Below are 15,208 nucleotides of genomic sequence, written 5' to 3' on the forward strand. Positions count from 1 at the left end.
TGTCCGTGATGGCCATCGCGGTATACAACGACATCGCGACCCGGCTTGGCTGACCACATGTTCCTGATGGCCTTGGTGTGCTGTACCGCAAGTAACCTGCATATGAAATCGCGCCTTCACCCGCATGGCGGCGTTGCAAATCCTCGCGATACTGCCCGGTATCGCTGCGGTTTGCGCCTTGCCCTGCAGGCGAATGCATCAATTTCATTTCATGCAGCTATTTGCGGGATAGCACACTAGCGGCCGCGGCTTCCTGAGCATTCATGACATTCATCGCACAACGATTGCGCTTGCGGACCGTGGCTACCGCAGTGTCGCTGGCGCTGGCCGCGCAACTGGTCTGGGCGGTCGAGCCGTTCACCGTGCGCGACATCCGGGTCGAGGGGCTGCAGCGGGTCGAGCCCGGCACCGTGTTCGGCTCGTTGCCGGTGCGGGTCGGCGAGACCTACGACGACGACAAGGGTGCGGCGGCGATCCGCGCGCTGTTCGGGCTTGGCCTGTTCTCGGACGTGCGGCTGGAAGTGCAGGGCGACGTGCTGGTCGTCATCGTGCAGGAGCGGCCGACGGTGGCATCGGTCGAGTTCGCCGGCAACCGCGAGTTCAGCAACGAGGTGCTGCAGGCGGTGCTGCGCGATGCCGGGCTGGCGTCCGGCCGCGCCTACGACCGGGCGCTGGCCGACCGCGCCGAGCAGGAACTCAAGCGCCAGTACATCAACCGCAGCCTGTACGGCGCCGAGGTGCAGACCACGGTGACGCCGTCGGAGCGCAACCAGGTGCGCCTGACCTTCAACATCACCGAAGGCCGGCCGGCGCGCATCAAGGACATCGACATCGTCGGCAACCAGGCGTTTTCGGACGGCCGGCTGAAGGACCTGTTCGACCTCGACACCGGCAACTGGATGTCCTGGTACACCAAGAGCGACCAGTACTCGCGCGCCAAGCTCAACGCCGACCTGGAAGCGCTGCGTTCCTACTACCTGGCGCGTGGCTACCTCGACTTCCGCATCGATTCGACCCAGGTGGCGATGGCGCCCGACAAGGAGTCGATCACCATCACCGTCAACATCACCGAGGGCGAGCGCTTCGTGGTCTCGGGCGTGGCGCTGCAGGGCGAGTACCTCGACCGCGAGGACGAGTTCAAGTCACTCATCAAGATCAAGCCGGGCGAGGCCTACAACGCCGACCAGGTGGCCGAGACGACCAAGGCCTTCTCCGATCACTTCGGCAACTACGGCTTCGCGTTTGCCACTGTCGAGGCGGTGCCGCAGGTCGACCGTGTCAACAACCAGGTGGCGATCACGCTGCGCGCCGAGCCGTCGCGGCGCGTCTACGTGCGCCGCATCAACATCCAGGGCAACACGCGCACGCGCGACGAGGTGATCCGGCGCGAGTTCCGCCAGTACGAGTCAAGCTGGTACGACGCCGAGAAGATCCGCCTGTCGCGCGATCGCGTCGACCGCCTGGGCTACTTCACCGAGCTGTCGATCACCTCGGCCGAGGTGCCGGGCGCGCCCGACCAGGTCGACCTGAACGTCGAGGTGAAGGAAAAGCCCACCGGCAACATCTCGATCGGCGCCGGCTACTCGTCGGCGGAGAAGCTGTCGTTCACCTTCGGGCTGGCGCAGGAGAACGTGTTCGGCTCCGGCAACAAGCTGGACCTGCAACTCAACACCGGCAAGTACAACCGCACCGCGGTGGTCAGCACCACCGATCCGTACTTCACCGTCAACGGTGTCTCGCGCACGGTCGACCTGTACTACCGCACGCAGAAGCCGTACCAGGACCAGGGTGGCAACTACACGCTGGTGACCATGGGTGCGGGGCTGAAGTTCGGCCTGCCGGTGACGGAACTCGACACCGTGTACCTGGGCATCAACGCCGAGCGCACGCGCATCAAGCCGGGCACCAACATCCCGGCCGCCTACCTGGCCTACGCCAACGAGTACGGCTACACCAGCACCTCGTTCCCGTTCACGCTCGGCTGGTCGCGCGATTCACGCGACAGCGCATTGGCGCCCAACTCCGGCCGCTACCAGCGCCTGATCGGCGAGCTGGGCCTGTTCGGCGACGCGCGCTACGTCAAGGGCAACTACCAGTACCAGCAGTACATCCCGCTGTCCAAGCAGTTCACGCTGGCCTTCAACGGCGAACTGGGCTGGGGCAAGGGCCTGGGCGGGCGGCCATTCCCGGTGTTCAAGAACTTCTTCTCCGGCGGCCTGGGGTCGGTGCGCGGCTACGAGCAGTCCACGCTGGGCCCGCGCGATGTCACCGGCGCCTTCATCGGCGGCACGCGCAAGATCACGCTCAACACCGAGTTCATCATGCCCTTCCCGGGCGCCGGCAACGACCGCACGCTGCGCCTGTTCGGCTTCGTCGACGCCGGCGCGCTGTACGGCGACGGCGAGAAGATCAGCGGTGACCGGCTGCGCTACTCGACCGGCATCGGCTTCAGCTGGATCTCGCCGCTCGGCCCGCTGCGCTTTGCCTTCGCGGTGCCGCTGCGCAAGCGCCCGGGCGATAGAATCGAGCGATTCCAATTCCAGATCGGGACATCGTTTTGAAGCAGTTCATTTCTCGCAACCTGGCGCTGGCGATCGTCGCCGGTGCGTCGTTGTGGGTGCCGGCGGCGCTGGCGCAGGATCCGGTGCGCATCGGCTTCGTCAACACCGACCGCCTGCTGCGTGACGCCACGCCGGCCAAGGCGGCGCAGACCAAGCTGGAACAGGAATTCTCGCGCCGCGAGCGCGAGATCGACGACGCCGGCGCGGCGCTCAAGACCGCGTCGGAGCGCTTCGAGCGCGAGGCGCCGACCATGAGCGAGAGCCAGCGCCTGACGCGTCAGCGCCAGCTGATGGAGCAGGACCGCGAGTTCCAGCGCAAGCGGCGCGAATTCCAGGAAGACCTGGCCGCGCGCAAGCAGGAGGAACTGCAGCAGATCCTCGACCGCGCCAACCGCGTCGTCAAGCAGGTGGCGGAAGCCGAGAAGTACGACGTCATCCTGCAGGAAGCGGTGTACGTCAACCCCCGCCTGGACATCACCGACCAGGTGATCAAGGCGCTCAACGCCGGCAAGTGAGCGCGGCGGGTCCACGCGCGGTGGATCCGGCCCCTCCTGCGCAGCGCCGGCGGCCATGAGTCTGAAAGTCGGAACCATCGTCGAGGCACTGGGCGGCCAGCTCCACGGCGACTCCGATCGCCTGATCACGCGCCTGGCGCCGCTGGAGACAGCCCAGCCGTCCGAACTGAGTTTTCTGGTCAACCCCCGGCTGGCGCCGCTGCTGGCGGGCACCCAGGCCGGCTGCGTCATCGTCGGCGCCGCCATGCACGATGCCGCGCGGCAGCGCCCGAACGGCGGCGACTGCATCGTGGTCGATGATCCGCACCTGTATTTCGCCCGCTTGACGCAACTGTGGGCGCGTGAGCACGGCGGCGCGGCGCGCCCCGGCGTCCACCCCAGCGCGGTGGTGGAGGACGGCGCCGTCATCGACGCGAGCGCCAGCATCGGCGCCCTGTGCTTCATCGGCCGCGATGCGCGCATCGGCGCCGGCACCGTGTTGAAACCCCGCGTCACCGTCGGCGAGCGCTGCGTCATCGGCGCGCGCTGCCTGATCCAGAGCGGTGCCGTGATCGGCGGCGACGGCTTCGGCTTCGCGCCCAACGAGGGCACGTGGGAGAAGATCGAGCAGCTCGGCGCCGTGCGCATCGGCGACGACGTCGAGATCGGTGCCAACACCTGCGTCGACCGCGGCGCGCTCGACGACACCGTGATCGAGGACGGCGTCAAGCTCGACAACCTGATCCAGATCGGCCACAACTGCCACATCGGCCGGCACACGGCGATGGCCGGCTGCGTCGGCGTGGCCGGCAGCGCGCGCATCGGTGCCTACTGCACCGTGGGTGGCGCCGGCATGATCCTGGGCCACCTGACGATTGCCGACCACGTGCACATCTCCTCGGCCTCGATCGTCACGCGCTCGATCCTCAAGCCCGGCCACTACACCGGCTTCTTCCCGCTCGACGAGAACAGCAACTGGGAGAAGAACGCTGCCACGCTCAAGCGCATCCACGAGTTGCGCGAACGCGTCCGGCGCCTCGAGGCCGGCCGGCGTGATGTCGGCGACCAAGCTTAGAATCAGCGCCATGCCCGTTTCATGGGCGACAACAGCTACCAAAATAGAAGCATCGCGCCATGATGGACATCCACCGCATCCTCACCAAGCTGCCCCACCGCTATCCGATGCTGCTGGTCGATCGGGTGCTCGAGATCGACCTGCAGGCTAAGACGCTGCGCGCGGTCAAGAACGTCACCATCAACGAGCCGTTCTTCACCGGCCATTTCCCCAACCGTCCGGTGATGCCGGGCGTGTTGATGCTGGAAGCCATGGCCCAGACCTGCGCGCTGCTGTCGTTCGAGACCGAAGGCATCTCGCTCGGCGACGACCAGGTGTTCTACTTCGTCGGCATCGACGGCGCGCGCTTCAAGCGCCCGGTCGAGCCGGGCGACCAGTTGATCTTGCACGCCGCGCTCGACCGCGCGCGTGCCGGCATCTACCGCTTCAACTGCAAGGCCATGGTGGGTGACGAGATGGCCTGCGAGGCGGCCATCATGTGCACCATGCGCAACGTCGGCTGAAGTCGCATCGCGTCTGGTCATGCCGCAGACCGCTGCGATCCACCCCACGGCGCTCATCGATCCGGACGCCGAACTGGATGCGTCGGTGCAGGTGGGGCCCTACGCGGTGATCGGTCCGCACGTGCGCATCGGCCCGGGCACGCAGATCGGCGCGCATTGCGTGATCGAGGGCCACACGCGCATCGGCCGCGACAACCGCATCTTCCAGTTCGCCAGCATCGGCGCGCAGCCGCAGGACAAGAAGTACGCCGGCGAGCCGACCCGACTGGAAATCGGCGATGGCAACACCATCCGCGAGTTCGTCACCATCAACACCGGCACCGTGCAGGATGCCGGCGTGACCCGCCTGGGCGACGACAACTGGATCATGGCCTACGTGCACGTCGCGCACGACTGCCAACTCGGCAGTCACGTCATCCTGGCCAACGCGGTGCAGCTCGCCGGGCACGTGCACCTGGGCGACTGGGTGTTCCTGGGCGGCCTCACCGGTGTGCACCAGTTCGTGCGCGTCGGCGCCCATGCCATGACCGCGTTCCAGGCCCGGCTGGCGCAGGATCTGCCGCCCTTCGTCACCGCCGCCGGCAACCCGGCCGAGGCGCAGAGCATCAATGCCGAGGGGCTGCGCCGGCGTGGCTACTCGGCCGAGCGCCTCGCCATCGTCAAGCAGATGCATCGGCTGCTGTACCGCAAGGGCCTCACGCTCGAGGCCGCGCGGCAGCAGATCGATGCGCTGCGCGGCGAACTGGCCGATGCCGATGCCGATATCGCGCTGATGCAGGATTTCCTGGCCAGCGCCAGCCGCGGCATCGTGCGTTAGGGCGCGCGCATGGCAGCGGCGCCGCGCTTCGGCATCGTCGCAGGCGAGACCTCGGGTGACCTGCTGGCCGGCCTGCTGCTCGACGGCCTGCGGGCGCGCTGGCCCGACCTGACGGCGGCCGGCATCGGCGGCGCGCAGATGGCCGCGCGTGGCTTCGAGGCCTGGTGGCCGGTGGAAAAGCTGTCGGTGCGCGGCTACCTCGAAGTGCTGCCGCGCCTGCCGGAACTGCTGCGCCTGCGACGTGTCCTGGGTGACCGCCTGCTGGCCGAGCCGCCCGACCTGTTCATCGGCGTCGATGCGCCCGATTTCAACTTCGACCTGGAGGCGCGCCTGAAGGCGGGCGGCATCCGGACACTGCACTTCGTCAGTCCTTCGTTCTGGGCCTGGCGGCCCGAGAAGCTGATCAAGCTGAAAAACGCGGCCGACCACGTGCTGTGCCTGTTTCCCTTCGAGCCGGAACTGCTGGCGGAGCATGGCGTGGGCGCCAGCTACGTTGGCCATCCGCTGGCCCAGATGATCCCGATGCAGCCTGATCGCGCCGCCGCCCGGCGCTCGCTCGGGCTGCCGCCGCAAGACACGGTGGTGGCCCTGCTGCCGGGCAGCCGTGCCGCCGAGGTCAAGCACCTGTGGCCGCGCTTCCTCGCCGCGGCGGCCTTGATCCGGCAAGCGCGACCGGGGATGCGGTTCATCGTGCCCGCGGTGCCGCACCTGCTGGCCCGGATCAGGGCCGAGGCCCAGGCCAGCGGCCTGGGCGAGGCCCTGATGGTGCTGCCGGGGCAGTCACATGCCGCGCTGGCGGCCTGCGACCTGACGCTGATCGCCAGCGGCACCGCGACGCTGGAGGCGGCGCTGTTCAAGCGCCCGATGGTGATTGCCTACGCGATGCCTAGCTTCAGCTACCACCTGATGCACGGTAAGCGCCAGCTGCCCTGGATCGGCCTGCCCAACGTGCTGTGCGCGCCACATGAGTGGCTGCACCGGCCGACCGGCGTGTCGGCGCACGCCTTCGCCGACCGTGCCGACGCACCCTTCGTGGTGCCGGAACTGGTGCAGGACGCGGCCACGCCCGAGGCGCTGGCCGGCGCCGCGCTGGACTGGCTGGCCGCACCTGAGAAAATCGCCGCCCTAGAAACCCGCTTCGCCGCCCTGCACCACGAGTTGCGGCGCGACACCGCCCGCCTCGCCACCGATGCGATCGAGACGCTTCTTGCGCGCTGAACAGGCGCCGCTCGACTGGGATGCGCCCGGCCTGATCGCCGGCGTCGACGAGGCCGGGCGCGGGCCGCTGGCCGGCCCGGTGGTGGCGGCGGCGGTGATCCTCGACCCGCGCCGGCCGATCGATGGCCTGGCTGATTCCAAGAAGCTGACCGCACGCCGGCGCGAGCAGCTGTACGAAACCATCCTCGCCCAGGCCCTGTGCTGCTCGATCGCCGAGGCCACGGTGGAGGAGATCGACCGCCTGAACATCCTGCAGGCCACCATGCTGGCGATGCAGCGCGCCGTGGCCGGCCTGCGCCTGCCGCCGGCCAAGGTGCTGGTCGACGGCAACCGCCTGCCGACGCTGGCGGCACGCGCCGAGGCCGTGATCGGCGGCGACGCCACGGTGCCCGCGATCTCGGCGGCGTCGATCCTGGCCAAGGTGCACCGCGACCGCTGGTGCGCCGAAGTCGACGCCCGGTGGCCGCAGTACGGCTTCGCCACCCACAAGGGCTATGGCACCGCCGCGCACCTGGCGGCGCTGCGCACGCACGGCGCCTGCGAGCAGCACCGCAGCAGCTTCGCGCCGGTGGCCCGGGTGCTGGCCGGTGCCGGAGGTGCGGCGTGAGCACCGACGCGCCCACGCTCATCACGTCGCGCGACAACGCCTTGCTGAAGGATTTGCGTCGGCTGGCGCAGGACAGCGGTGCGCACCGCAGGCAGGGCCGCGTGTGGGTGGAGGGCGAGCACCTGTGCGGCGCCGCGCTGGCGCGTGGCTGGCGGCCGGCGCTGGGCGTGTTCTCGGCCTCGTTCTGGCCGCTGGCGCCTGCCGCCATCGCGCAGGCGGCGGCCAGGAACATCGTCGTCGCCGATCCGCTGATGAAGGGCATCAGCGAGCTGCCGTCGCCGGCGCCGCTGGCCTTCGTGCTCGATCTGCCGAATGCGCCGGCCCTGCAAGCGGATGTGCCGACGGTGGTGCTGGACCGCGTGCAGGATGCCGGCAACGTCGGCTCCATCCTGCGCAGCGCGGCGGCCTTCGGCTTCGCGCAGGTGGTGGCGATCAAGGGCACGGCGCTGCTGTGGTCGCCCAAGGTGCTGCGTGCCGGCATGGGCGCGCATTTCGGCCTGCGGCTGGTCGAGGCGCTGTCGGTCGATGAACTGGCGGCCTTGCAGGTGCCGCTGCTGATCACCAGCTCGCACGACGGTGAACTGCTGCACCGGGCGCGCCTGCCCTGGCCCTGTGCCTGGGTGCTGGGTCATGAGGGGCAGGGCGTCGATGCCTCGCTGGCAGCGCGCGCAGCCATGGCCCTGCGCATCGGCCAGCCGGGTGGGGAGGAGTCGCTCAACGTGGCCGCCGCCGCCGCGATCTGCCTGCATGCCAGCGCCGCGGCGGTCGACCGCGCACCGTGAAAAACCGCACCCGAATGCGGGCCGCGATGGTGCTCGGGCGCGGTAGCTTGAGCGGCGCGCCGCTATAATTAGAGGCTTTTCTCGCAACAGCGTCGCCCGAGAGCACCAAAAGCAGACACCCATCCGAGAGCTTTTTCCGCGTGCCCAGGCACGCGGGGCGTGCACGGGCGACCGATACCATACGGAGAACCCAGTGCTTTCGTCCCTCGAGGGTAAATTCCCGCCCGCCATCCTGGCCCTCGCCGACGGCAGCGTCTTCATCGGTGAATCCATCGGCGCCACCGGCACCACGGTCGGCGAGGTGGTTTTCAACACCTCCATGACCGGGTACCAGGAAATCCTGACCGACCCGAGCTACCGCCAGCAGATCGTCACCCTGACGTATCCGCACATCGGCAACTACGGAGTGAACGACGAGGACGTCGAATCGGGCCGCATCCAGGCCGCCGGCCTGATCATCAAGGACCTGCCGCTGCTGGTCAGCAACTTCCGCAGCCAGGGCACGCTGTCCGACTACCTGAAGGCCGGCAACACGGTGGCGCTGGCCGGCATCGATACCCGCCAGCTGACCCGGCTGCTGCGCAGCCAGGGCGCGCAGAACGGCGCGATCCTCGGTCTCGCAGCGGGTGAGCAGGTGACGCCGGCGCGCATCGACGAGGCGTTGGCGGCCGCGCGCGCGGCGCCGTCGATGGTCGGGCTCGACCTGGCCAAGGCCGTCAGCACCGACCAGCCGTATGAGTGGACCCAGTCGGAGTGGACCCTGGGCGGTGGCTTCGGCACCCAGGAGGCGCCGCAATTCCACGTCATCGCCTACGACTTCGGCATCAAGAAGAACATCCTGCGCATGCTGGCGCAACGCGGCTGCCGGGTTACGGTGGTGCCGGCGCAGACGCCGGCGGCCGAGGTGCTGGCGCAAGAGCCCGACGGCGTGTTCTTCTCCAACGGCCCGGGCGACCCCGAGCCCTGCGACTACGCCATCGCCGCCGCGCGCGAGATCATCGCCAGCGGCACGCCGGTGTTCGGCATCTGCCTGGGGCACCAGATCATGGCGCTGGCCGCCGGCGCCAGGACCTTCAAGATGAAGTTCGGCCACCATGGCGCCAACCACCCGGTGCAGAACAAGGAAACCGGATCGGTCTCGATCACCAGCCAGAACCACGGCTTCGCGGTCGACGCCGCCAGCCTGCCGGCGCATCTGCAGGCGACGCACGTGAGCCTGTTCGACGGCACGCTGCAGGGCTTCAGCTACGTCGACAAGCCGGCGTTCTGCTTCCAGGGCCATCCGGAAGCACTGCCCGGCCCGCGCGACATCGCCTACCTGTTCGATCGCTTCAACCAGGACATGCAGGCGCACCAGGCGAAGGCCGCCTGAGCCTGTTGTTGCTTTCCCGCGCCGATGTCGTCCACGCAGCACCTGCTTGCCATGCCTGACTGCCGGTCCGTGCGTCCAGGCTGCCGCGCTGGCCGATCGGGTCGCTGGTGGCGCCGTGGCGGCCTCGCGCTGGCGGTGCTGGCCAGCGGCTGCGCCCCGCTGGCGCCGCAGGCGCCCGCCGATCCGGTCGAACGCTTTGCCGACGCCTACACCCGGCTGCTGCCGGTCGGCCGCCTGCTGGATGCCAGCGCGGCCCAGGACGCGCGCTGGCCGTTGGCCGACAAGGCCGAGCTGGTCAGTGCGGCGCAGCTGGACTGCATGCGCGGCGCGCTGTCGTCGGGCGAGTTGCTGCCGCGCCAGCGCCAGGTGGCGCGTGATTACGCGCGGGCGCACTCTGACGCGCTGGCGAGCGAACTGCAGGTGCTCGAAGCCGGCGCCGCACGCCTGATCGGCGAAGCCATGCTGGCCGGCGCCGGTCTGCTGCCCGCGGCCGCGCCGGCCACGCCCGCCGAGACCGAGGCGCTGGCGGCCTTCGCCCCCCAGCCGAGGTTTGCTGGCCTGCGCCGCGCAACCGGGCTTGAGCACCTGGCCGGCGCCGCCGGCGCGCCAGCCGATCCCAGGCAGCGCGGCCGGGCGCTTGGCCGGCAACTGCTGACCCGATTCATGACTGACGCCTTCGTGCAGTGCCACATCCCGGTCAAGCTGCTTTACTGAACCCGATTCCCTTCCTGATCCAATGCCCAAAAGAACCGACCTCAAGAGCATCCTCATCATCGGCGCCGGCCCGATCGTCATCGGCCAGGCCTGCGAGTTCGACTACTCCGGCGTGCAGGCCTGCAAGGCGCTGCGCGAGGAGGGCTACCGCGTCATCCTGATCAACAGCAACCCGGCCACGATCATGACCGACCCGGCCACCGCCGACGTCACCTACATCGAGCCGATCACCTGGCCCACGGTCGAGAAGATCATCGCCAAGGAGCGCCCCGACGCCATCCTGCCGACCATGGGCGGGCAGACGGCGCTCAACTGCGCGCTCGATCTGTGGCGCCACGGCGTGCTGGCCAAGTACAACGTCGAGCTGATCGGCGCCCGGCCCGAGGCGATCGACAAGGCCGAGGACCGGCTGAAGTTCAAGGACGCGATGACGCGCATCGGCCTGGCCTCGGCGCGCTCCGGCATCGCGCACAGCATGGACGAAGCCTGGGCGGTGCAGAAGCACGTGGGCTTCCCGACCGTGATCCGGCCCAGCTTCACGCTCGGCGGCACCGGCGGCGGCATCGCCTACAACCCGGAGGAGTTCGAGACCATCTGCAAGCGCGGCCTGGAGGCCTCGCCGACCAACGAGCTGCTGATCGAGGAGTCGCTGCTCGGCTGGAAGGAGTTCGAGATGGAGGTGGTGCGCGATCAGGCCGACAACTGCATCATCGTCTGCTCGATCGAGAACCTGGATCCGATGGGCGTGCACACCGGCGACTCGATCACGGTGGCGCCGGCGCAGACGCTGTCGGACAAGGAATACCAGCTGATGCGCGATGCCAGCATCGCGGTGCTGCGCGAGATCGGTGTCGACACTGGCGGCTCCAACGTGCAGTTCGCCGTCAACCCGAAGGACGGCCGCATGATCGTGATCGAGATGAACCCGCGCGTGTCGCGTTCGTCGGCACTGGCGTCCAAGGCCACGGGCTTCCCGATCGCCAAGATCGCCGCCAAGCTGGCGGTCGGCTACACGCTGGACGAGCTGAGGAACGAGATCACCGGCGGCGCCACGCCGGCCTCGTTCGAGCCGACCATCGACTACGTGGTCACCAAGGTGCCGCGCTTCGCGTTCGAGAAATTCCCCGTCGCCGATGACCGCCTGACCACGCAGATGAAGAGCGTCGGTGAGGTGATGGCGATCGGACGCACCTTCCAGGAGAGCTTCCAGAAGGCGCTGCGGGGGCTCGAGGTCGGTGTCGACGGCATGAACCAGAAGACCCAGGACCGCGAGTGGCTGGAGAAGGAACTCGGCGACCCCGGTCCCGAGCGCATCTGGTTCGTCGGCGATGCCTTCGCCGCCGGCTGGTCGCTGGACGAGGTGCATGACCTGACGAAGATCGACAAGTGGTTCCTGGTCCAGATCGAGGAGCTCATCAAGATCGAACTCGACATCGACCGCCACACCGCCGAGCACGGTGACCAGGCGCTTGAATTGCTCTCGAAGCAGGAGCTGCTGAAACTGAAGCAGAAGGGTTTCTCGGACCGCCGCCTGGCCAAGTTGCTGCACGTGAACGAGCAGGCGGTGCGCGAGCGCCGCCACGCCCTGGGTGTGCGCCCGGTCTACAAGCGCGTCGACACCTGTGCCGCCGAGTTCGCCACCGACACCGCCTACATGTACTCGACCTACGAGGAGGAGTGCGAGGCCGAGCCGACCAATCGCAAGAAGATCATGGTGCTGGGCGGCGGCCCCAACCGCATCGGCCAGGGCATCGAGTTCGACTACTGCTGCGTGCACGCCGCGCTGGCGATGCGCGAGGACGGCTACGAGACCATCATGGTCAACTGCAACCCCGAGACCGTCTCGACCGACTACGACACCTCGGACCGCCTGTACTTCGAGCCGCTGACGCTGGAAGACGTGCTGGAGATCGTCGACAAGGAAAAACCCACCGGCGTGATCGTGCAGTACGGCGGCCAGACGCCGCTGAAGCTGGCCCTGGGCCTCGAGGCTGCGGGCGTGCCCATCATCGGCACCAGCCCCGACATGATCGACGCCGCCGAGGACCGCGAGCGCTTCCAGCAGCTGCTGCACAGGCTCAAGCTGCTGCAGCCGCCCAACGCCACCGCGCGCACCGAGGAAGAGGCGCTGGCCAAGGCCGCCGAGCTGGGCTACCCGCTGGTGGTGCGCCCGAGCTACGTGCTGGGCGGCCGCGCGATGGAGATCGTGCACGAGCAGCGCGACCTGGAGCGCTACATGCGCGAGGCCGTGAAGGTCAGCAACGATTCGCCGGTGCTGCTGGACCGCTTCCTGTCGGATGCCATCGAATGCGACGTGGACGCGGTACGTGACGGCGTCGGCCGCGTGTTCATCGGCGGCGTGATGGAGCACATCGAGCAGGCCGGCGTGCACTCGGGCGACTCGGCCTGCTCGCTGCCACCGTACTATCTGAAGGCCGCCACGGTGGAAGAACTCAAGCGCCAGACGGCCGCCATGGCCGAGGCGCTGAACGTGGTCGGCCTGATGAACGTGCAGTTCGCGATCCAGGAGGTCCTGCAGGACGATGGCACGACCCAGGACGTGATCTACGTGCTGGAAGTCAACCCACGCGCCAGCCGCACCGTGCCCTTCGTCAGCAAGGCCACCGGCGTGCAGCTGGCCAAGGTGGCGGCGCGCTGCATGGCCGGCCAGACGCTCGATGCGCAGGGCGTCAAGCAAGAGGTGACGCCGCCGTACTTCAGCGTCAAGGAAGCGGTGTTCCCGTTCGTCAAGTTCCCCGGCGTCGACACCATCCTCGGCCCCGAGATGAAGTCCACCGGCGAGGTGATGGGTGTCGGCAAGAGCTTCGGCGAGGCCTACGTGAAGGCCCAGATCGGTGCCGGCGAGCGCCTGCCGCGGCCCCTGAAGGCCGACGGCACGCCCTCGGGCAAGGTGTTCCTCACCGTGAAGAACAGCGACAAGCCGACCGCGGTGCAGATCGCGCGCGACCTGCACGCCATGGGCTTCGGCCTGGTCGCCACGCGCGGCACGGCAGCGGCCATCGAGGCCGCGGGGCTGCCGGTGCAGACCATCAACAAGGTCACCGAAGGCCGGCCGCACATCGTCGACGCGATCAAGAACGGCGAGATCGTGATGGTTATCAACACTGTCGAGGAGCGCCGCAACGCGATCGCCGACTCGCGCCAGATCCGCACCAACGCGCTGCTGAACCGGCTGACCACCTTCACCACCATCGCCGGCGCCGAGGCCGTTGTCGAGGGCATGAAGTTCATGGACAAGCTGGGTGTGGTGTCGGTGCAGGAGATGCACGCCGAGCTGGGCTGAATGCCGATTGGCCGCGCCTGCTGCGCGCGGCATAATGGGCGCACTGGATACACCGCCGAGGGGAAACGCTCGGCGGTTTCGCTTTTTGAGACGAGAGAGCAGGACATGGCCACCCTTCCCATCACCAAGCGCGGCGCCGAGCAGCTCAAGGCCGAGCTGCAGCGCCTGAAGACCAAGGACCGCCCGGCAGTGATCGCGGCGATCGCCGAGGCGCGCTCGCATGGCGACCTGAGCGAGAACGCCGAGTACGACGCCGCCAAGGACCGTCAAGGCTTCATCGAGGGGCGCATCAAGGAGGTCGAGGGCAAGCTGGCGGCGGCGCAGATCATCGACCCGGCGGCGCTGGATGCCGGCGGCAGGGTGGTGTTCGGCGCCACCGTCCAGTTGGAGGACGAGGACAGCGGCGAGCAGGTCACCTACCAAATCGTCGGCGAGGACGAGGCCGACCTGAAGCAGGGCCTGATCAACATCTCCAGCCCGATCGCGCGCGCGCTGATCGGCAAGGAGGAGGGCGACAGCGCCGAGGTGCAGGCGCCGGGCGGCCTGCGCCACTACGAGATCATTTCGGTCCGCTACGTCTGAGGCGCCCCGCCATGACGCTTTCGGACCGGGCCGCGCTGCTGGCGGCTGCCCTGTGGTGGGGCAGCATGTCGGTGGTCGGCTTCGTGGTGGTGCCGATGCTGTTCGCCAACCTGCCGACCACGGCGCTGGCCGGCGGCGTGGCAGCCAGGCTGTTCAGCATGCAGAGCTGGCTGTCGGTGGGCTGCGGTGTCGTGCTGTTGCTGTTGCTCAAGCGCGGCAGCGCTGCCGGCGGCTCGGCGCCGGCGCGCGCCACGGTGTTCGTGGTGGTGACCGGCATGCTGCTGGCGCTGCTGCTGGAGCACGCGGTGGCGCCGCGCATCCTGGCGCGCGAGAATCTGCGCCTGTGGCACGGCCTGGGCACGGCGATCTACAGTGCGCAATGGCTGTGCGCCGGCCTCGCGCTGTGGCGTCTGGCGGGACGGCGGCAGGATGCACCATGAATTCACCCATCGTCGAGATCGATTTCAGCAACTGGCAGCAGGCGCACAGCCGGCCGGAATGGACCGCCGCCGTCGAGGCCGGTAAGGTGTTGCACTTCCCGCGCCTGGGTTTCGCACTGCAGCCACATGAGCGGGCGCTGCTGCGCGAGGACATGCTGGCCGCCGGCAAACGCAATGTCAGCCTGGGTGCCGACGGGGTGCTGAAAGGCGCCGGCGGCAGCGCCGAGGAGCAGCGGCAACTGGCCGCCATGATCGGGCGCTTCCGCCAGCAGGCGCAGCAGCTGATCGATGGCCTGCTGCCCGAATACCGCGGCCAGCTGCGCACCGCGCCGACCAGCTTCCGACCCCGGCAGGTGGAGACACGGGCGCAATCGGTGCGCGCCGACGACCAGCGCCTGCACGTCGATGCGTTCCCCTCGCGCCCCAACTACGGCGAGCGCATCCTGCGCGTGTTCACCAACCTGAATCCGGCCGGCGTGTCGCGCGTGTGGCGTCTGGGCGAGGACTTCGAGACCGTGGCGCGCCAGTTCCTGCCCCGGGCCAGGCCGTACCGCCTGTGGCAGGCCAGGCTGCTGAATGCCCTGCATGTGACCAAGTCATTGCGCAGCGAGTACGACCATCTGATGCTGCAACTGCACGACCTGATGAAGTTCGACGCCAGCTACCAGCAAGGCGGCGCGCAGATGACGGTGCCGTTTCCGCCCGGCAGCGTCTGGGTGTGCTTCTCCGACCAGGCCAC

The 15,208-nt window shown here is 68.6% G+C and carries 15 protein-coding genes; 14 read left to right on the top strand and 1 reads right to left on the bottom strand.

All coding sequences use genetic code 11. From position 1 onward, the window contains the following. A partial coding sequence (locus PK606_RS07325) for a hypothetical protein (RefSeq protein ID WP_324562264.1) occupies positions 1-208 on the bottom strand: 208 nt, incomplete at its 3' end. Between the two features lie 55 nt (positions 209-263). Here PK606_RS07325 and bamA point away from each other — a divergent pair. The 14 genes from bamA to kdoO form a co-directional block, all read left to right on the top strand. Then, on the top strand, positions 264-2,561 hold the full coding sequence (gene bamA / locus PK606_RS07330; protein WP_324562266.1) for an outer membrane protein assembly factor BamA: 2,298 nt from the start codon (positions 264-266) through the stop codon (positions 2,559-2,561). A gap of 32 nt (positions 2,562-2,593) precedes the next feature. Continuing rightward, entirely contained in the window at positions 2,594-3,076 is a 483-nt protein-coding gene (locus tag PK606_RS07335) for an OmpH/Skp family outer membrane protein (protein ID WP_502920802.1), read from the top strand. A 55-nt stretch (positions 3,077-3,131) separates the two neighbouring features. Next, positions 3,132-4,130, top strand: a complete 999-nt coding sequence (gene lpxD / locus PK606_RS07340) for a UDP-3-O-(3-hydroxymyristoyl)glucosamine N-acyltransferase (RefSeq protein WP_324562271.1) — start codon at positions 3,132-3,134, stop codon at positions 4,128-4,130. Between the two features lie 59 nt (positions 4,131-4,189). Continuing rightward, positions 4,190-4,633, top strand: a complete 444-nt coding sequence (gene fabZ, locus PK606_RS07345) for a 3-hydroxyacyl-ACP dehydratase FabZ (RefSeq protein ID WP_324562273.1) — start codon at positions 4,190-4,192, stop codon at positions 4,631-4,633. Positions 4,634-4,652: 19 nt separating this feature from the next. Beyond that, entirely contained in the window at positions 4,653-5,450 is a 798-nt protein-coding gene (lpxA, locus tag PK606_RS07350) for an acyl-ACP--UDP-N-acetylglucosamine O-acyltransferase (RefSeq protein WP_324562276.1), read from the top strand. A gap of 9 nt (positions 5,451-5,459) precedes the next feature. Further along, a complete protein-coding gene (lpxB, locus tag PK606_RS07355; RefSeq protein ID WP_324562278.1) occupies positions 5,460-6,668 on the top strand; it encodes a lipid-A-disaccharide synthase in 1,209 nt (402 codons plus the stop codon). Further along, a complete protein-coding gene (rnhB, locus tag PK606_RS07360; protein ID WP_324562280.1) occupies positions 6,640-7,275 on the top strand; it encodes a ribonuclease HII in 636 nt (211 codons plus the stop codon). The genes lpxB and rnhB overlap by 29 nt, the downstream gene beginning before the upstream one ends. Further along, entirely contained in the window at positions 7,272-8,057 is a 786-nt protein-coding gene (locus PK606_RS07365) for a TrmH family RNA methyltransferase (protein WP_324562282.1), read from the top strand. The genes rnhB and PK606_RS07365 overlap by 4 nt, the downstream gene beginning before the upstream one ends. A gap of 193 nt (positions 8,058-8,250) precedes the next feature. After that, the gene (gene carA / locus PK606_RS07370; protein WP_324562285.1) at positions 8,251-9,429 is read left to right on the top strand and encodes a glutamine-hydrolyzing carbamoyl-phosphate synthase small subunit; all 1,179 of its coding nucleotides are present in this window, start codon (positions 8,251-8,253) and stop codon (positions 9,427-9,429) included. Between the two features lie 69 nt (positions 9,430-9,498). Next, positions 9,499-10,143, top strand: coding sequence for a hypothetical protein (locus PK606_RS07375; RefSeq protein WP_324562287.1), 645 nt, complete (start codon positions 9,499-9,501; stop codon positions 10,141-10,143). Between the two features lie 22 nt (positions 10,144-10,165). Next, on the top strand, positions 10,166-13,447 hold the full coding sequence (gene carB, locus PK606_RS07380; protein ID WP_324562290.1) for a carbamoyl-phosphate synthase large subunit: 3,282 nt from the start codon (positions 10,166-10,168) through the stop codon (positions 13,445-13,447). A gap of 105 nt (positions 13,448-13,552) precedes the next feature. Then, a complete protein-coding gene (gene greA, locus PK606_RS07385; protein ID WP_324562292.1) occupies positions 13,553-14,029 on the top strand; it encodes a transcription elongation factor GreA in 477 nt (158 codons plus the stop codon). Positions 14,030-14,040: 11 nt separating this feature from the next. After that, positions 14,041-14,469: a DUF4149 domain-containing protein gene (locus PK606_RS07390; RefSeq protein WP_324562294.1), complete on the top strand. Its 429-nt coding sequence runs from the start codon at positions 14,041-14,043 to the stop codon at positions 14,467-14,469. Then, positions 14,466-15,208, top strand: a 743-nt coding sequence (gene kdoO, locus PK606_RS07395) for a Kdo hydroxylase KdoO (protein ID WP_324562296.1), incomplete at its 3' end; no start/stop codon positions are given. The genes PK606_RS07390 and kdoO, both read left to right, overlap by 4 nt.

It is taken from the genome of Ottowia sp., assembly GCF_035444425.1.
Lineage (GTDB): Bacteria > Pseudomonadota > Gammaproteobacteria > Burkholderiales > Burkholderiaceae_C > Ottowia.